The following is a 16,335-nucleotide window of genomic DNA, read 5'->3' as shown; positions in this document are numbered from 1 at the left end:
CGGTGAAAGCAATCATTGTGGAAGATGAATTTCTGGCTCAAGAAGAGTTGAGTTACCTTATCCACCAGCACAGTAATATCAGCATTGAAGCGACCTTCGATGATGGGTTAGATGTACTGAAATACCTGCAAAATCATCAGGTCGATGCCATCTTTCTTGATATTAATATTCCGTCGCTAGATGGCGTATTACTGGCCCAAAACATCAGTAAATTTAGCCATAAACCTTATATTATCTTTATCACCGCCTATAAAGAGCATGCGGTTGAGGCTTTTGAGATTGAAGCATTCGACTATATTTTGAAGCCTTATCACGAGTCACGCATTGTCACCATGCTGCAAAAGCTGGAGGCACTGTATAAGCGCGATCGTCAAAATAAAGAGCACATCAGTAGCCCTAACCCCCGTGCTGCGGCGCACACTATCAATCTGATGAAAGATGAGCGCATCATCGTCACTGACATCAATGATATCTACTATGCAGCGGCGCAAGAAAAGGTCACGCTGGTCTATACCCGCCGCGAAGAGTTCATCATGCCGATGAATATCACCGAGTTTTGTAGCCGCTTGCCGGAGGAGTATTTTTTCCGCTGCCATCGCTCCTATTGCGTGAACTTAGCCAAAATCCGTGAAATTGTGCCTTGGTTTAATAACACTTACATTCTGCGGCTCAGCGATTTGGATTTCGAAGTCCCCGTCAGCCGTAGCAAGATAAAAGAATTCAGGCAACTGATGCGTCTTTAAATGCATTTCATTCCACGTGGAGTGCAGCTCATTCCCCTTTCGATCTCTTGCGATTAGCCCGCCAGTATACTGGTTTCATTCGGCGGGCTGATAGCACCTCTACCCAAGATTTTCGGTGCCCCATCAGCGCGTAATTTTTAGGCTTCCGACGCAATTGATTTCTCTCAATCGCCATATTCGGGCCTCATTGCATTGATGTTTAAGGAGTCCGGCATGCGCAGTAAACCGGTAAATCGTTGGCTAATTGTTGTAGGAACCATCATCGTTCAGATGGGGTTAGGCACTATCTATACTTGGAGCTTGTTTAATCAGCCATTAGGGGAAAAATTCAGTTGGTCACTGGGCGCAGTGGCGACCACATTTTCTATTACCAGTTTCTCGCTTGCTATCGCGACGCTTTTTGCCGGCCGCCTACAAGAACGTATTGGTATTCGCAAACTGACGCTGATTTCCGGCGTTATCCTCGGTTTGGGGCTGATTGCCAGTTCCTTTGCGACCTCTCTGGGCATGATTTATCTACTGGCGGGGATGGTGGTCGGCTTTGCTGATGGCACTGCCTACATCACCACACTGTCCAATCTGATTAAGTGGTTCCCTGAACGTAAGGGGCTGATTTCAGGTATTTCTGTTGGGGCATTTGGCACCGGTAGTTTACTGTTCAAATATGTAAATGCCAGCCTGATTGCCAACCAAGGTGTCTCATTAGCGTTCTTCTATTGGGGCATTATTGTGATGGTTTTGGTCGGAGCCGGTTCTTTCCTGTTGCGGGAAAAAGTGGCTGCGCCGCAAGTCGCCAATCATCAACCTGCCGTGAATGCAGGACGTGATTTTAGCGTGGGCGAGATGTTAGCGGTCAAAGAGTCATATTTCCTGTTTATTATCTTCTTCACCGCATGTATGAGTGGCCTATACCTGATTGGCATCGTGAAAGATTTAGGTGTGCAGTTGGCAGGAATGGACTTGGCTACCGCAGCAAATACCGTGTCAGCCATCGCCATATTTAACACTGCCGGACGCATCATCTTAGGGGCGCTCTCCGATAAAGTGGGCCGTCTGCGCGTGATTAGCTTCACTTTACTGGTGACGACCCTAGCCGTTTGCGTCCTGACTTTTGCGCCACTCACTCACGCACTGTTCTTCTTGTGTGTGGGGGCAATTGCTTTTTGCTTCGGCGGCAATATCACCGTGTTCCCTGCTATCGTCGGCGATTTCTTTGGTCTGAAAAATCACAGTAAAAACTACGGTGTTATCTATCAGGGCTTTGGATTGGGTGCACTGGCAGGTTCATTTATTGCCGCGCGTTTGGGGGGATATCACGCCACCTTTATCGTTATCGCGGTGTTATCTGTGGTTTCCTTGCTGTTAACGCTCATTATCAAGCCACCGAAAGGTGCCGTTGCTGACGCAGATAACACGGTATCCACGCCTACCGGTGCAACTGCCAGTAGCCATGCGTGATAGTTAACGTATAAACGATGCCCCATCATTCGTACAGTTCAGCGAGCGTATGCAGTGTATGGGGATCTTTTTGTACCATTTTAATCAGTAAGATAGCCTGCTTATTGGGTTTGGCTCGGCCTTGCTCCCAATTCTGGTAAGTTGCAATACCCGCCTGCAAGTAATGCGCAAATAGCGCCTGCGAAATATTCAGTGTTTCACGGATGTGCCGTAATTCTTCTGACGTCAGGGTCACGGTATTCTCAGTCGAGACTTTGTGGGTTTTCAGTGTCTTCTTTCCCGTATTTGCCTCTCCCCACGCTTCCATTCCCTCAACCAATTCTGAAAATAAATCTCTTTTTTTCATCAGTTACCTCGATATATATCATTCAGATTTACGGGACTTAAGAAGATTACTCAGTATTTTCCGCTGCGAATGGGTTAAGTCAGACATCTCACCTTTGCTATAAATGGTGAAGAGCAAAAATTGAAAACGCTCGACCCACCAATAATAAATGACTCTGACACCACTACGCTTGCCCTTCCCTGTTTTCGCCTCACTGAATCGCATTTTGCGCAAACCGCCAGTTTGTTGAATAACATCTCCAACCGTTGGGTTATTCATTAATGCAGTCTGCAAGGTTCGATAATCATCGTCTGATAAGTAATCTAATCTAACGCGTTCAAATGGTGGCAATTCAATAAATACAGCATCCATCCTTTTCCCTCGTCTATCCATGACGTTTTATTAAACTATGCGCAAGTTGAGTATAGTTTAAGTTAGGGGCAGAGAAAAGCAGAGCTTAGGCTCTGCTTGAGATAGCTGACAAAGTGCCCATTGCGGAGAGAGCGCGCAGCTAACAACCCTGTGGCTTCAAGGACGAAGGGTATGGCCTAAAGTTTGACGCAAAAACGCCCCCGCCCCCAACAACCCCGGCTGCTGATGGGTAATCATGTATACCGGAATATCGTGCAAAAAGTCCTTGAAACGGCCTTTGTCTTCAAATGCACCACGAAAACCGGAGGCTTTGAAGAACTCCATAAAGCGCGGCACAATGCCGCCTGCAATATAAACACCGCCAAAAGTACTGAGATTTAACGCTAGATTGCCACCGAACCGCCCCATGATGACGCAAAACAGCGATAATGCGCGGCGACAGTCAGTACAGCTATCAGCAAGTGCTCTTTCAGTGACATCTTTCGGGGCTAGATTTTCCGGCAGGCGCGCATCTGAAATCACGATAGCACGGTATAAGTTGACTAACCCTGGCCCAGACAGTACACGTTCGGCCGAAACGTGGCCTAATTCTTGGCGCAATACCGCCAGAATACGGTCTTCTTCTTCGCTATTTGGCGCAAAATCAACATGCCCCCCCTCACTCGGCAAGCTAATCCAGCGGCCATCAACATTGATTAAATGCGCGACACCCAAGCCAGTCCCTGCGCCGTAGACCGCAACCGGTTTACCTTCTTGTGGTACTGAGCCGCCAAATTGCAGCACATCTTGTTCGGATAACACGGGGATCGCCATCGACACCGCCGTAAAATCATTGATCACTTCGAGATGATTCAGGCCCAAGCTTTGCTTCATCGCGGCAATCGAAAATGCCCATGTATGATTGGTCATCGCGACCCAATCGCCCGTAATTGGGCAGGCGATAGCAATACAAGCATCCGTTATCGTCACAGAATGCTCTGACAAATATTGCCTAATAACATCTTCTAAACTGCCGTATTCCAGCCCTGAATATGTTTTTGCTTGTGATATTTCACCCGTCGCCACAGCGCAAAGCGCCAAACGGGCATTAGTGCCGCCAACGTCACCCACTAGGGCATAGCTCGTCATCAGAAACTTCTCCGTTACAGGGATGCTTAACTTCGTCTACGCTCACTGTAAAATCAGGTTGGAGAAACAACAATCTCAATGCTGTAAACCATTTCGCTTTGCGATGAAGATCACATAAAAACGTTTCAGCAACGGCAAAATACCGCTGCTGAAGGGAAAAAATGACGATTATTGCTCGCGTGAATCCAGCCCTTTTTCTGACGCCGGTGCCAACATTACAGATTGGCGAGAACGGATAATTCTCATCCGTAAACTGTCATAGGCCCAGTTGTAACAAATGGTATAGGGCAGGAAGAACAGGAAGAATCCAATCTCCAACAGAAATGCTTGTAACAGCGAAACACCGAGTACATAAGCAGCTATCGGTAAACCAATCAGGATAAAACCGCCTTCAAAGCCCAACGCGTGGAATATCCGCACGCGCAGGGTCTTCGCCACCCGACTGACCGGCCACAAAGCGTCAAACAGACTGTTGTAGATAATGTTCCACAGCATTGCCACGGAAGACAGAATGATCGTTAACGTCCCCATTTGCAGTATTGAACGATCGAGTAACCATGCTCCCACTGGCGCACAAATCGCGACAGCAATGACTTCAAAGCCTACTGCGTGAATGACACGCTCAAAAAGAGATTTGCGATGTACTTGCATAAAACACCTATTTAATTAACCCATACTTGATTGTTGGACGTGATTATCATCGTTTATTGGGATAGATTAAAAATAGGAACCATCGATAAAGTAGATAGTTTATGCATTATTCTCCCGAAGCATTGGTGGCATTTGTCGAAGCGGCTGCACTGGGTTCGTTCTCGGCTGCGGCACGAAAGCTACGTAAAAGCCAATCGACCATCAGCACGGCTATCGCCAATCTGGAAGCGGATTTGGGATTAACCTTATTTGACCGGCAGGCACGTCAACCCGTGTTGACTGACCATGGCCGCCGTGTATTGTCTCACGTGCAAGAAATTCTGGCCGCAAGCGAACGCTTGGATTCACTGTCAATACGCTTAGCGGGTCAGGTTGAAACACGGCTGACCTTTGTGCTTTCTGACACTTATCAACCCACATACCATGAAGATTTGCTGCGCCGCTTTGAACAGCGCTACCCTGATATCGAATTTGAGTGCCTGATTGCCGAAGAGGCTGATGTCATTGACCTCATTCAACTCCGGCGCGCGCACATTGGTGTCGTGGAGGTGCAAAGCAGCTATCCACCGGATATTGCCGCTCGCCGCTTATTCGCACAAACAGAAATGGCCATATTTGTTCAGGCCGATCATCCGCTGGCAAAACTGCCCCACGTTTACCCTGAGCAGTTGGCGACGACTCGCCAGCTCTGTCTCAACACCTACAACCGAACTGAACGTAACCAGCCACAAGGATTGATGTGGTCTGCGCCGAGCTATTTGATGTTGCTAGAGATGGCTGAGCAAGGTTTCGGTTGGGCGATTTTGCCGCGCTGGCTGGTGGATCAATACAGTCACCGCAAATTGGTCGCATTACCGACAATGGGGTGGCCAAAAATGGTGTCTATTGACGCTGTTTGGTCGAAAAAAAGCCCACCAGGGCCGGCAGGCTATTGGTTACTGGATCAATTGGCCGATGAGATCAGGCCACATTCCGTCTCTGAATAGATTTAGTCACATGCATTAATAATTCAGGTATATCCATGGGGGGCAGTACCACCTCAATAAACGTCAGCTTTTGCGGTTTTTCAATCTGAGCGAGCACTTGCTGCAATTGCTGAACCTTAGTCACTCTGTGTGTAAAGGATTCTTTACCCAATCCCAATGCGAGCGGTAATTGTGTCCAATTCCAAGTCGCAATATCGTTATAACGTTGTTGTGGCCCATGAATGGCCCTCTCTACCGTGTAGCCTTGGTTGTTCAGTAGAAATATAATGGGGTTCAACCCATCACGTAACATTGATCCCAGCTCTTGAATCGTGAGCTGAGCAGCACCATCACCCACCAGCAAAATTAACCGCCGTTGAGGTTGCGCCAACTGCGCGCCATAGGCAGCCGGTAAACTAAATCCGATCGACTCCCATAATGCCTGAGACATATATGTGCAGCCTGAAGGCAAGTTCAGCGTGCCTGCACCAAAGCAGGAGGTGCCTAAATCGGTCAAGACAAGATCATTTGGTCGTAAGAACTGCTGGATGTGATACCAAAATGCTTGTTGGTCCAAAACATCAGATTTGGGTTCCGCCCGCTCAGGTCGCGTAATGACGGGTTGTTGCCATTCGTCCTGCAACGTTTTGCACAATTCGTGCAAAGCTTCAATGGCGGCTCGCATCGGAATCTGGCTAAAACATGTTCGTCCAATGCGGGCCTGCTCTGGTTGGATACTAATACAATTATCCTGATTGATATTTTGGCTGAATCCAGCAGTGATAATGTCGGCAAAACACACCCCGACAGTGATGAGCACGTCGGCATTTTCAATGCATTCTTTAACATGGGGCTCACTGGCCGCACCGGCATAAGTCCCGATAAACAGGGGATGCGTTTCATCCAGTACCCCTTTACCCAGCAGCAACGTCGAATGCGGCAAGTTGACCTCTGCTAGCCATCGATTCAGGGATAGCTGCATATCAAATCTGTCAGCAAGAAAATCTGCCAGCAGTGCCACCCGATGTGCTGATTGCAATTTTTCACGTGCCGCATTAATAAATGCCTGTAACGCTGTCGGTGATAAGACGGGTTGAGGTAAGGCCAATGTACCTTGATAGATTGCGATGTCCGTCTGCGCAACATCACTGGGAAGCGAGAGGTAAACGGGCCGCCGTTGCGATAAGGCCGCCCCTAACACACGATCTATTTCATAGGCCGCATTATCAGCAGTCAGGTTGGCTTGCGCACAAGTCACCTCTTTCGCCATATGGGAAAAATGGCTGAAGTTACCATCACCTAAAGAGTGATGCAGTAATTCACCGTTTTTTTGCGACCGCAGCGTGGGGGTGCCAACAATATGAATCACCGGAAGGTATTCAGTGAAACTGCCTGCAATACCATTGATAGCGCTCAGTTCACCGACCCCCGAGGTTGTCAACAACGCTGCCGCAGGCATGACTCGGGCATAGCCATCGGCGGCATATGCCGCATTCAATTCATTAGCACACCCAACCCACTTAATCACCGGGTGGCTGATCACATGATCTAAAAAATGAAGGTTAAAATCGCCAGGAACACCAAAGAGATGCCGAATGCCAATCTCTGCTAAACGATCCAGTAAATAATCCGCCACTGTGTAGTGACTCGTCATAATGACTCCTATCGAACAGTGATTTACCTGTGCTAATTATTAAGCTAATCATAAATAAATCTAATATTTCATAATATTTAAATAACTAATGCTGTCATTATTAATTGACATGGCATGGCTTGATTCAGGCTATCACTGCCTAACTCTGTGATCCTGCCAACGTCCTCCTTGAGTGAAACCGCATACACTAACCTGTCATTTACTCTCTTCAATAAGGGGCATCATGGTCTATCCAGCAGCGTCCTCCCGCTATCAGGAAATGAAATATCATCGGTGTGGCCGTAGTGGGCTAATGCTCCCCGCCATTTCACTGGGTCTGTGGCACAACTTTGGTGACAGCACGCTGTACGAAAATAGCCGTAATCTGATTCATCGTGCGTTTGATAGCGGCATCACCCATTTCGATTTAGCCAATAATTACGGCCCGCCCCCTGGATCAGCTGAGCTGAACTTTGGCCGGATCCTCCAGCAAGACTTACGCCCGTATCGCGATGAGTTAATTATTTCGTCCAAAGCGGGCTACACCATGTGGCCTGGCCCTTATGGTGACTGGGGTTCGAAGAAATATTTGGTCGCCAGTATCAACCAGAGCTTGCAGCGTATGGGGCTGGATTATGTTGATATCTTCTACCACCACCGTCCTGATCCAAACACACCTTTGGAAGAAACCATGGCGGCTCTGGATCTGTTGGTACGCCAAGGTAAAGCGCTGTATATCGGTCTGTCGAACTACCCTGCCGAGCAAGCTCGGCAAGCCTTCGCCATTCTTACCCAGTTGGGAACGCCTTGCCTGATTCATCAACCCAAATATTCTCTGTTTGAACGCTGGATTGAGGCCAACCTGCAAGACACTTTGGATGAGTTCGGCGTGGGGTCTATTGCTTTCTCCCCACTGGCAGGGGGATTACTAACGGATCGCTATTTGGCGGGTATTCCGCAAGATTCGCGAGCAGCAAGTAACAGTAAATTCCTTAATCCTGAGCAGCTTACTGCTAAGAAACTGGCTAAAATACGTCGCCTAAATGAGTTAGCGTTGGCACGTGGGCAGAAATTGTCGCAAATGGCCTTAGCTTGGGTATTACGTGGTGGCCGTGTGACATCGGCATTGATTGGTGCCAGTAAAACAAGCCAGATAGATGATGCTGTCGGTATGTTGGCCAATACTGAATTTAGTGATGAAGAGATAAAATTAATCGACAATATCTTGGTGTAAACGTTCTCTTTTAGCGTATCAAGCAGGGGCACTTAGCTGCCCCTAATTCATTGCTGGCCGTTCCCTGCGCAGATAAATCCTAAATCGCTATTTTACAGTTTTATCCGAATCCCTCCCCTAGATGAACGCTTTAAGATAGCGCCATAAGCAATAAGGCATGTTAAGGATTGATAATGTTAAAAGTGACCTCTTTTAAATCGGCACTATTTTTTAAATCAACGCCGTTAAAACTCAGTGTGGTTAGGCCAAGAAGAATAAAACCGCTATTGTTGGTCACGATCCTCGCTTGGTTACCGCTGATTCCTATGGCCAATGCCGAAAGTATTGAGTTACTGCCCAATGTCTCTTTGAATATTGGCGAACAAGATCGCAGTGGTAATTACTGGGATGGCTATGATTGGCGTGACCGCCAGTGGTGGCAGGACCATCAAGGACGTGATTTAGGTGAGCGTAACCGGCATGGTCATTACTGGGATGGTCACCGTTGGCAAGATAGGGATTGGTGGAAGAAAAACTACTATTACCGTGATGGCCGCTACTGGAAATACGATAAGCACAATAATAAGCATGGGAAAAAACATCATCATGGCAAAGGCCATGGCCACGATCATCACCATGATGACTGAGTAAAGGGATGATGAGCCTTTGATGGATAGCTATTGAAGAATGACAAAACACTCGCGGGTGATTTGGTCTAACCCGCTAAAATAAATAAGTTAAAGTAAACTAATCAGTAAGTAAGCATTTAACCCAATGACGATGGCAACGACAATTTTACCCAAAATCTGGGTCAATTTTGTATCAACCAGTTCCCCCATTAACGCTTTGTTACGCGTAAAAATCAGTAGGGGCACCAGCGCCAGCGCGATACCAAAACTCAGTAAAACTTGGCTCATGACCAATATTTTCGTCGCGTCTATCCCCATTAAGATGACAATGAAGGACGGCAACATGGTCACTGAGCGGCGCAACCACATCGGAATATAAAACCGCACAAATCCTTGCATGACCACTTGCCCCGCCATCGTCCCGACGACAGTCGACGAAAGCCCCGCGGCGACTAAACTTAAGCCAAATACGGTGGCGGCGGCGTTACCCAGCAACGGTTGTAAGGTTAAATAGGCTTCTTCGATTTCGGCAATATGTTCATAGCCGTTGAAATGAAAGGCGGCAGCGGCCGTTGCCATCATGGCCAAATTGACGAAACCCGCAATTGTCATCGCAATCGCCACATCAAATCGAGTTGAAGCATAACGCTGTACCTTGGACTCTTTGCCTTCTGTTTGTGTCAATGCGGAATGCAGATAAATCACGTGCGGCATGATAGTCGCCCCCAACACCCCAGCGGCGAGGAAGACAGCGTTACTATTGGGTAAATTGGGAATGATCATTCCTCGCCCCAGAGCCGCCATATTAGGTTGCGAGAAAATGAGTTCGACGATATAAGCCGCCGCAACGAACATTAGTAAACCGCCGACCACTAATTCGATAGGCTTTTGCCCTCGGTTTTGCAGCATAAGAATGAGGAATGTTGCAATGCCGGTAAGTACCGCACCTTCCAAAAGTGTCACGCCCAGCAGCAATTTGAAACCGATGGCAGCCCCGATAAACTCGGCCAAATCAGTTGCCATAACAATAATTTCAGCCTGAACCCAGTAAGCCCAGACCACAGGGCGAGGGAAGCGATCACGAATATGTTCTGCCAAGTTCTTACCGGTCGCAATACCCAGTTTGGCGGAGAGCAGTTGGACTAACATTGCCATGACGTTGGCCCATACAACCACCCACAGCAAGGTATAACCGAAGGAGGCACCAGCCTGAATGTTAGTCGCGAAGTTACCTGGATCGATATAAGCAATGGCGGCGATAAAAGCAGGCCCCATCAAGGAAAGTTTTATTCTCCTTGATGTGCGGGGGGATGTATCGACAGCACGGCTATTCAGCATTCAGTATTACCCTTCGAAGATTGCGTCTTTATACTTACCACCAATAATAGTTAAATGATAATAATTATCAAGCGCATTTAGATCAGCAAAACTAATCTCTCTGATAGCCAAAACCTGCTGATCTGACTTACCGTTATCCTGTACCTTTAGTTTCTGAATAGTTGAGCCAAATGTAACATCGCTATTTTTGATGCATATCACTACAATTATTGACGCCACCAAAGCTAACCTACTGCTGCGGCGAAATTTTAGCATCCCTTTTATTGTGATCAACCCCGCTAATTTGTTTGCATTTATGAAATCGAATTTCTATATTTGCAATACACATCTCGTTTTTAATGTAGCCGTTACATAAAATGTTCACCAAAATCTAGCCTGCCTCATATTTGGAGCACACATGTCCCACATTCTGCAGTTTGCGTTGGCCTTAGTCGTGGTGGCCATATTAGCGCTGGCGATCTGTAAAGATCGTAAGAGCATCCGCATTCGGTTTATTATTCAATTGCTGGTTATTGAAGTGCTATTGGCGTATTTCTTCCTTCATTCGGAAGTTGGATTAGGTTTTGTGAAAGGATTCGCCGGCTTATTCGACAAATTGCTCGGGTTTGCTGCGACCGGTACTGATTTCGTCTTTGGCAATATGGGCGATAAAGGTCTCGCATTCTTCTTCTTAAGAGTGTTGTGCCCTATCGTCTTTATCTCTGCGCTGATTGGTATTTTGCAATACATCAAAGTATTGCCGATCGTGATTCGGATAATTGGTACGTTATTATCCAAAGTTAACGGCATGGGCAAGCTGGAATCATTCAACGCCGTTAGCTCACTGATTTTGGGCCAATCTGAAAACTTCATCGCGTATAAAGATATTTTGGGCAAAATGTCTGAAAAACGCATGTACACCATGGCAGCTACAGCGATGTCGACTGTTTCGATGTCGATTGTTGGGGCTTACATGTCAATGCTAGACGCGAAATTTGTGGTCGCAGCATTGGTACTTAACATGTTCAGTACCTTTATCGTGTTGTCGTTGATTAATCCGTATAAAGCAGAAGATGAAGAAGAATTGCAGCTCAGTAATTTGCATGAAGGGCAAAGCTTCTTTGAAATGTTAGGTGAGTACATTCTGGCAGGGTTCAAAGTCGCCATTATCGTTGCAGCTATGCTGATTGGTTTTATCGCCTTGATTGCTGCAATGAATGCGTTATTCAGCCTGCTGTTTGGCATTAGCTTCCAAGGTATTTTGGGTTATGTGTTCTTCCCGTTCGCTTGGGTGATGGGTGTACCGACTCATGAAGCATTGCAAGTTGGTGGTATCATGGCGACCAAGCTGGTTTCTAATGAATTCGTGGCAATGATGGACTTGCAGAAAGTTGCCTCTGAGTTGTCACCGCGCAGCGTGGGTATTTTGTCTGTATTCTTAGTTTCATTCGCTAACTTCTCTTCTATTGGTATCGTCGCTGGTGCCATTAAAGGGCTGAATGAGCATCAAGGTAACGTGGTTTCTCGCTTTGGCCTGAAGCTGCTGTACGGCTCTACGTTGGTCAGTGTGCTGTCTGCTTCTATCGCAGGTCTAGTACTCTAAGTTTTAGCAAACAAAGTTCTAAAGAGGCGCTACGGCGCCTTTTTTTATGTCTGAGATTCAGTGAAGGGATTCACGCGGATGATGGTTAGCATGGAAGCTGGATTGTTGAGGTATGTTTGCGAGATTGGGTAATTTGGCTGGGGTGTTGAAGTGTTTTATATAATGGTGGGTCGTGCGGGATGACTCGTCCTACGGATTCGCCCTTCGGGTCAACGCTCGCGCGTTGCTGTCTCGCTTCGCTCGGCTCGAACCTGAACGCAGGATCTCACCCACACGATTTTGTGTAGTTTGCGATTTCTGAGTTTGGGGGAGGTGCTGAGGGACTTGATATAATGGTGGGTCGTGCGGGATTCGAACCTGCGACCAATTGATTAAAAGTCAACTGCTCTACCAACTGAGCTAACGACCCATTATATAAGTTTACTTGACGTTTTAGTGCTCATCGTGCGGGATTACTCATCCTACGGATTCGCCCTTCGGGTCAACGCTTGCGCGTTGCTGTCTCGCTTTGCTCGGCTCGAACCTTCAACCAATTGATTAAAAGTCAACTATTCGCCAACTGAGCTAACGACCCATTACATGGATATTGCGAGTAAAAGAAGTGGTGGGCGATACCAGATTCGAACTGATGACCCCCTCCGTGTAAAGGAGATGCTCTACCAACTGAGCTAATCGCCCACTTCTACTACTTGAATCTATGTGCTTTAACGCTATGAGTGATGAGTGGTGGGCGATACCAGATTCGAACTGATGACCCCCTCCGTGTAAAGGAGATGCTCTACCAACTGAGCTAATCGCCCTCATCTATCTCATTTATTGCTTACTGCATAACACGTCGAGTTTGGTGGGCGATACCAGATTCGAACTGATGACCCCCTCCGTGTAAAGGAGATGCTCTACCAACTGAGCTAATCGCCCCGCCGTGTTGTTGGAGTCGCATTATAGGGATAGTTCCAAGTGAGTCAACGGTTTTTAAAACGAAAACAATCGTTCGCCGCAAATTTAAACAGGATGCGATATTTATCGCCGGTATAGACCTTTGTTTGGCGATATCTGTCAGTAATCATTCATTGCAGGCCGGTAACATCGTTGAGGAATTACCACAGGGTGATAGAATAGCGCCTACTTTTTCGAATTTCGAGCAACAGCCAGCGTCTGCTGGCCGGCGTAGCGTAATAAGGCATCGACCCAATGAAAATCAAAACCCGTTTTGCACCCAGTCCTACCGGCTATCTTCACGTCGGCGGCGCACGTACCGCACTGTATTCCTGGCTTTTCACCCGTCACTTAGGCGGTGAATTTGTTTTGCGTATCGAAGATACCGATCTTGAACGCTCAACTCAGGAAGCCATCGACGCGATTATGGACGGGATGAATTGGCTGAATCTGGATTGGGATGAAGGCCCGTATTTCCAGACCAAGCGTTTTGATCGCTACAATGCCGTGATTGATCAAATGTTGGAAAAGGGCACCGCTTATCGTTGCTATTGTTCTAAAGAACGTCTGGATGAGCTTCGCGAAACCCAAATGGCTAACGGCGAGAAACCTCGTTACGATGGCCGTTGCCGTGATAGCCAGTGTACCCATGGTGCTGATGAACCTTCGGTTGTGCGTTTTCGTAACCCACAGGAAGGGTCAGTTATTTTCGACGATAAAATCCGTGGGCCGATCGAATTTAGCAACCAAGAACTGGATGATTTAATTATCCGCCGTACTGATGGCTCACCGACCTATAACTTCTGTGTCGTGGTGGATGACTGGGATATGGAGATCACCCATGTTATTCGTGGTGAAGACCATATCAACAATACCCCGCGTCAAATTAATATTTTGAAAGCCTTGGGTGCTCCGGTACCTGAATACGCGCACGTATCAATGATTCTAGGTGATGACGGCAAAAAACTGTCTAAACGCCACGGTGCTGTCGGCGTAATGCAATATCGTGATGATGGTTACTTGCCAGAAGCCTTGCTGAACTATTTAGTGCGGTTAGGTTGGTCCCATGGCGATCAGGAAATTTTCTCTGTTGCCGAAATGACTGAACTGTTCACGCTTGATGCGGTGAGCAAATCAGCCAGCGCTTTCAACACTGAAAAACTTCAGTGGCTGAACCACCACTATATCAATAGCCTTCCACCAGAGCGTGTTGCCATGCAGTTGTCATGGCATGTCGAACAACTGGGTATTGATACCCGTACCGGCCCTGAATTGGTTGAGATTGTTAAACTGCTGGGTGAGCGCTGTAAGACGTTGAAAGAGATGGCTGAGTCATGTCGTTATTTCTACGAAGAATTTGATGAATTCGACGTAGATGCTGCTAAAAAACATTTGCGCCCTGTCGCTCGCCAGCCGCTTGAGGTTGTCAAAGCTAAACTTGCCGCTATCACTGACTGGACCACGGAAAACGTGCACAACGCCATTCAGGGTAGCGCAGATGAGTTAGGCGTCGGTATGGGCAAGGTCGGCATGCCGCTGCGTGTTGCGGTCACAGGCGCAGGCCAATCACCGGGAATGGATGTCACCGTCCATGCTATCGGTCAAGCTCGCTCACTGGCACGCATTGATAAAGCATTAGCGTTTATCAGTGAGCGCGAAGCGCAACAGTAAAAACTGAGTATTTTCGGTATGATCAGGCGGCTCTTTAGTCGCCTGTTTTATTTCTAATGGCATCATTAATTGTGAGCAAGATTCCATTTATTATGCTGCTGGCACGCTGATTTGGCGGCTTTTTCAGCGCTTAACGCGAGAAATGGAATTAGCCGTTGACACTGTTTCAGTGGTTTCATATTATGCGCCCCGTTCACACGATTTATTATGTGCGCATTGGGGCTATAGCTCAGCTGGGAGAGCGCTTGCATGGCATGCAAGAGGTCGACGGTTCGATCCCGTCTAGCTCCACCAAACTTTTCCTGCTTCATGAGTGATGTTTCATCATTTACAAGGCAAGCTAAGTAGGTGGCACAGAGATAAATCAGCACGAACAACCACATTTGTGGGGCTATAGCTCAGCTGGGAGAGCGCTTGCATGGCATGCAAGAGGTCGACGGTTCGATCCCGTCTAGCTCCACCACCATTTAAAAAACCGGCTCAGGCCGGTTTTTTGCTTTCTACTATTACCCTTCGTTTTTCTGCTTTCTGGCATTTACCTTCACGTTTACTCCGTTCTTAAATGCGCCATAAATCAATGAGTTTGTCATTGAATAGCGATATTGTGCATACTCCCTAAATGCTTTAGTGACGTTGGAGATAGCAAATGAGTCAACATCAGCATCAACAAATCGTTCAGTGGCTCAATGCTGACCCTTATCGTATGCAGGCTTTGTCCCTTGCATGTCAACTCGGGTTACACCAATGGTGCCTCGCAGCAGGATTTGTGCGTAATTTAGTGTGGGATAAATTGCACGGCTACCAGAACCCGACACCACTCAATGATATCGATTTAGTCTATTTCGATGGTCAAAGCGTCGAGGAAGAGCATGACTTTCAATTAGAAAGGCAACTGCTACAAGATACCTCTTTTCTGCATTTCCCGTTTCCATGGTCAGTCAAAAACCAAGCCAGAATGCATCTGCGTAGCCACCGCCGACCTTACAGCAGCACTGAAGATGCCATCAGTTATTGGGTTGAAGTAGAAACCGCTATTGGGGCGAGACTAAAAGAGAATGGCGATATTGAATTAGTGGCACCTTTGGGGTTAGAGGCTTTGTTTGCAAAAACCATTACCCTTAATCCCAAAAACGGCGAAATCGACACCTTCTACCAGCGGGTAGAAAGCAAAGGTTGGCAACAACATTGGCCAAATTTGCGGGTGGTGGTTTAGCCTTTTTAAGTGGATAAAATCACCAAGTGATAAGCAAGTGATAAGATTGTGTAAAACAGCCCTAGAACGTTAAAGGTTAATAGGCTGCCGTCGATAAGCATTACTCCACCCACGCATTACTAAGGAGTAATGATGTCGAACACGATCTCCGCATCATCAACGTCAGTCAGCAGCAGTAGCTCTTCTGACAGTAGTTCTGCCGCACAGATTAAATCGCTTAATCAGCAAATCCAAAAACTGACAGAAAAATTAAGCACGTTAAAAGATTCTGGTCTGACGGCAGATGAGCTACAAAAACAGCAACAGCAAATCCAGAGCCAAATTGCTGCGCTGCAAGCTCAAGTTGCCCGTATCGAAGCGCAAGCCGCAGAGAAAGCTAAAGAAGGTGAAAGCGATTCTGTTAGCGCGAGTACACCAACGGGTGATGGAGTAAACCGCCCTTCTGCTCAAAACCAGATTGACGTTTATATCTAACGCA

Annotated in this window: 16 protein-coding genes, 6 tRNA genes and 2 other RNA genes; 11 read left to right on the top strand and 13 right to left on the bottom strand. The window is 47.2% G+C overall.

Features of this window, described 5'->3' with window-relative positions:
- Positions 1 to 2 precede the first annotated feature (2 nt).
- On the top strand, positions 3 to 743 hold the full coding sequence (locus tag DA391_RS06590) for a LytR/AlgR family response regulator transcription factor (protein ID WP_050080097.1): 741 nt from the start codon (positions 3 to 5) through the stop codon (positions 741 to 743).
- Between the two features lie 213 nt (positions 744 to 956).
- The gene (locus DA391_RS06585) at positions 957 to 2,201 is read left to right on the top strand and encodes an L-lactate MFS transporter (RefSeq protein WP_057649765.1); all 1,245 of its coding nucleotides are present in this window, start codon (positions 957 to 959) and stop codon (positions 2,199 to 2,201) included.
- A 25-nt stretch (positions 2,202 to 2,226) separates the two neighbouring features.
- Here the strand turns inward: DA391_RS06585 and DA391_RS06580 are convergent, their stop codons facing one another.
- From DA391_RS06580 to DA391_RS06565, 4 genes are all read right to left on the bottom strand, one after another.
- Complete coding sequence (locus DA391_RS06580; RefSeq protein ID WP_050080099.1) at positions 2,227 to 2,547, bottom strand: helix-turn-helix domain-containing protein; 321 nt, start codon at positions 2,545 to 2,547, stop codon at positions 2,227 to 2,229.
- A gap of 18 nt (positions 2,548 to 2,565) precedes the next feature.
- Positions 2,566 to 2,898, bottom strand: coding sequence for a toxin (locus tag DA391_RS06575; RefSeq protein WP_050080100.1), 333 nt, complete (start codon positions 2,896 to 2,898; stop codon positions 2,566 to 2,568).
- A 156-nt stretch (positions 2,899 to 3,054) separates the two neighbouring features.
- Complete coding sequence (gene glk, locus DA391_RS06570; protein WP_050287338.1) at positions 3,055 to 4,026, bottom strand: glucokinase; 972 nt, start codon at positions 4,024 to 4,026, stop codon at positions 3,055 to 3,057.
- A 168-nt stretch (positions 4,027 to 4,194) separates the two neighbouring features.
- Entirely contained in the window at positions 4,195 to 4,677 is a 483-nt protein-coding gene (locus DA391_RS06565; protein ID WP_050080102.1) for a multidrug/biocide efflux PACE transporter, read from the bottom strand.
- Positions 4,678 to 4,778: 101 nt separating this feature from the next.
- On the opposite strand from DA391_RS06565, the gene DA391_RS06560 reads away from it, so the two are divergent.
- Entirely contained in the window at positions 4,779 to 5,663 is an 885-nt protein-coding gene (locus DA391_RS06560; protein WP_050080103.1) for a LysR family transcriptional regulator, read from the top strand.
- On the opposite strand, the gene DA391_RS06555 is transcribed toward DA391_RS06560, so the two are convergent.
- A complete protein-coding gene (locus DA391_RS06555) occupies positions 5,638 to 7,296 on the bottom strand; it encodes an alpha-keto acid decarboxylase family protein (protein WP_050080104.1) in 1,659 nt (552 codons plus the stop codon). The genes DA391_RS06560 and DA391_RS06555 overlap by 26 nt on opposite strands.
- 223 nt (positions 7,297 to 7,519) lie before the next feature.
- Here DA391_RS06555 and DA391_RS06550 point away from each other — a divergent pair, with 223 nt between their 5' ends.
- Both DA391_RS06550 and DA391_RS06545 read left to right on the top strand, forming a co-directional pair.
- Complete coding sequence (locus DA391_RS06550) at positions 7,520 to 8,509, top strand: aldo/keto reductase (RefSeq protein WP_108087475.1); 990 nt, start codon at positions 7,520 to 7,522, stop codon at positions 8,507 to 8,509.
- 305 nt (positions 8,510 to 8,814) lie between these two features.
- Positions 8,815 to 9,135 carry a DUF2502 domain-containing protein gene (locus DA391_RS06545; protein WP_050080140.1) on the top strand — a complete coding sequence of 107 codons (321 nt, stop codon included), beginning with the start codon at positions 8,815 to 8,817 and terminating at the stop codon, positions 9,133 to 9,135.
- A 90-nt stretch (positions 9,136 to 9,225) separates the two neighbouring features.
- On the opposite strand, the gene DA391_RS06540 is transcribed toward DA391_RS06545, so the two are convergent.
- Both DA391_RS06540 and DA391_RS06535 read right to left on the bottom strand, forming a co-directional pair.
- Positions 9,226 to 10,455 carry an Nramp family divalent metal transporter gene (locus DA391_RS06540; RefSeq protein WP_050080106.1) on the bottom strand — a complete coding sequence of 410 codons (1,230 nt, stop codon included), beginning with the start codon at positions 10,453 to 10,455 and terminating at the stop codon, positions 9,226 to 9,228.
- Positions 10,456 to 10,461: 6 nt separating this feature from the next.
- A complete protein-coding gene (locus tag DA391_RS06535) occupies positions 10,462 to 10,674 on the bottom strand; it encodes a hypothetical protein (RefSeq protein WP_129111450.1) in 213 nt (70 codons plus the stop codon).
- Positions 10,675 to 10,852: 178 nt separating this feature from the next.
- Here DA391_RS06535 and DA391_RS06530 point away from each other — a divergent pair, with 178 nt between their 5' ends.
- Positions 10,853 to 12,037 carry a NupC/NupG family nucleoside CNT transporter gene (locus DA391_RS06530; protein WP_050080108.1) on the top strand — a complete coding sequence of 395 codons (1,185 nt, stop codon included), beginning with the start codon at positions 10,853 to 10,855 and terminating at the stop codon, positions 12,035 to 12,037.
- 163 nt (positions 12,038 to 12,200) lie between these two features.
- Here the strand turns inward: DA391_RS06530 and DA391_RS06525 are convergent.
- The 6 genes from DA391_RS06525 to DA391_RS06500 form a co-directional block, all read right to left on the bottom strand.
- Positions 12,201 to 12,326: non-coding RNA, RtT sRNA (locus tag DA391_RS06525), on the bottom strand.
- 44 nt (positions 12,327 to 12,370) lie between these two features.
- Positions 12,371 to 12,446: transfer RNA gene (locus DA391_RS06520), tRNA-Lys, on the bottom strand.
- Positions 12,447 to 12,476: 30 nt separating this feature from the next.
- Positions 12,477 to 12,600: non-coding RNA, RtT sRNA (locus DA391_RS06515), on the bottom strand.
- Positions 12,601 to 12,639: 39 nt separating this feature from the next.
- Positions 12,640 to 12,715 (bottom strand) — tRNA-Val (locus tag DA391_RS06510).
- 46 nt (positions 12,716 to 12,761) lie between these two features.
- Positions 12,762 to 12,837, bottom strand: a tRNA-Val gene (locus DA391_RS06505).
- A 42-nt stretch (positions 12,838 to 12,879) separates the two neighbouring features.
- Positions 12,880 to 12,955: transfer RNA gene (locus tag DA391_RS06500), tRNA-Val, on the bottom strand.
- A 273-nt stretch (positions 12,956 to 13,228) separates the two neighbouring features.
- On the opposite strand from DA391_RS06500, the gene gltX reads away from it, so the two are divergent.
- From gltX to DA391_RS06470, 5 genes are all read left to right on the top strand, one after another.
- Positions 13,229 to 14,644, top strand: coding sequence for a glutamate--tRNA ligase (gene gltX, locus DA391_RS06495; RefSeq protein ID WP_108087474.1), 1,416 nt, complete (start codon positions 13,229 to 13,231; stop codon positions 14,642 to 14,644).
- A 218-nt stretch (positions 14,645 to 14,862) separates the two neighbouring features.
- Positions 14,863 to 14,938: transfer RNA gene (locus DA391_RS06485), tRNA-Ala, on the top strand.
- A gap of 93 nt (positions 14,939 to 15,031) precedes the next feature.
- Positions 15,032 to 15,107: transfer RNA gene (locus DA391_RS06480), tRNA-Ala, on the top strand.
- Between the two features lie 183 nt (positions 15,108 to 15,290).
- Complete coding sequence (locus tag DA391_RS06475) at positions 15,291 to 15,857, top strand: nucleotidyltransferase family protein (RefSeq protein WP_108087473.1); 567 nt, start codon at positions 15,291 to 15,293, stop codon at positions 15,855 to 15,857.
- 132 nt (positions 15,858 to 15,989) lie between these two features.
- Positions 15,990 to 16,331 carry a FlxA-like family protein gene (locus DA391_RS06470; protein ID WP_019212024.1) on the top strand — a complete coding sequence of 114 codons (342 nt, stop codon included), beginning with the start codon at positions 15,990 to 15,992 and terminating at the stop codon, positions 16,329 to 16,331.
- Positions 16,332 to 16,335: the final 4 nt, after the last annotated feature.

The organism is Yersinia massiliensis (genome assembly GCF_003048255.1).
Classification (GTDB): Bacteria; Pseudomonadota; Gammaproteobacteria; order Enterobacterales; family Enterobacteriaceae; genus Yersinia; species Yersinia massiliensis_A.
Note: the sequence above shows the minus strand (reverse complement) of the source record. Positions and strands in the feature narration are given on the sequence as shown.

Excerpts from the sequence above, each read along its gene's own strand:
- DA391_RS06585 (WP_057649765.1), top strand. The coding sequence starts at position 957 with ATGCGCAGTAAACCGGTAAATCGTTGGCTAATTGTTGTAGGAACCATC.
- DA391_RS06550 (WP_108087475.1), top strand. The coding sequence starts at position 7,520 with ATGGTCTATCCAGCAGCGTCCTCCCGCTATCAGGAAATGAAATATCAT.
- DA391_RS06470 (WP_019212024.1), top strand. The coding sequence starts at position 15,990 with ATGTCGAACACGATCTCCGCATCATCAACGTCAGTCAGCAGCAGTAGC.
- DA391_RS06545 (WP_050080140.1), top strand. The coding sequence starts at position 8,815 with ATGGCCAATGCCGAAAGTATTGAGTTACTGCCCAATGTCTCTTTGAAT.
- DA391_RS06555 (WP_050080104.1), bottom strand. The coding sequence starts at position 7,296 with ATGACGAGTCACTACACAGTGGCGGATTATTTACTGGATCGTTTAGCA.
- DA391_RS06540 (WP_050080106.1), bottom strand. The coding sequence starts at position 10,455 with ATGCTGAATAGCCGTGCTGTCGATACATCCCCCCGCACATCAAGGAGA.
- DA391_RS06575 (WP_050080100.1), bottom strand. The coding sequence starts at position 2,898 with ATGGATGCTGTATTTATTGAATTGCCACCATTTGAACGCGTTAGATTA.
- glk (WP_050287338.1), bottom strand. The coding sequence starts at position 4,026 with ATGACGAGCTATGCCCTAGTGGGTGACGTTGGCGGCACTAATGCCCGT.
- DA391_RS06580 (WP_050080099.1), bottom strand. The coding sequence starts at position 2,547 with ATGAAAAAAAGAGATTTATTTTCAGAATTGGTTGAGGGAATGGAAGCG.
- DA391_RS06565 (WP_050080102.1), bottom strand. The coding sequence starts at position 4,677 with ATGCAAGTACATCGCAAATCTCTTTTTGAGCGTGTCATTCACGCAGTA.
- DA391_RS06560 (WP_050080103.1), top strand. The coding sequence starts at position 4,779 with ATGCATTATTCTCCCGAAGCATTGGTGGCATTTGTCGAAGCGGCTGCA.
- gltX (WP_108087474.1), top strand. The coding sequence starts at position 13,229 with ATGAAAATCAAAACCCGTTTTGCACCCAGTCCTACCGGCTATCTTCAC.
- DA391_RS06475 (WP_108087473.1), top strand. The coding sequence starts at position 15,291 with ATGAGTCAACATCAGCATCAACAAATCGTTCAGTGGCTCAATGCTGAC.
- DA391_RS06530 (WP_050080108.1), top strand. The coding sequence starts at position 10,853 with ATGTCCCACATTCTGCAGTTTGCGTTGGCCTTAGTCGTGGTGGCCATA.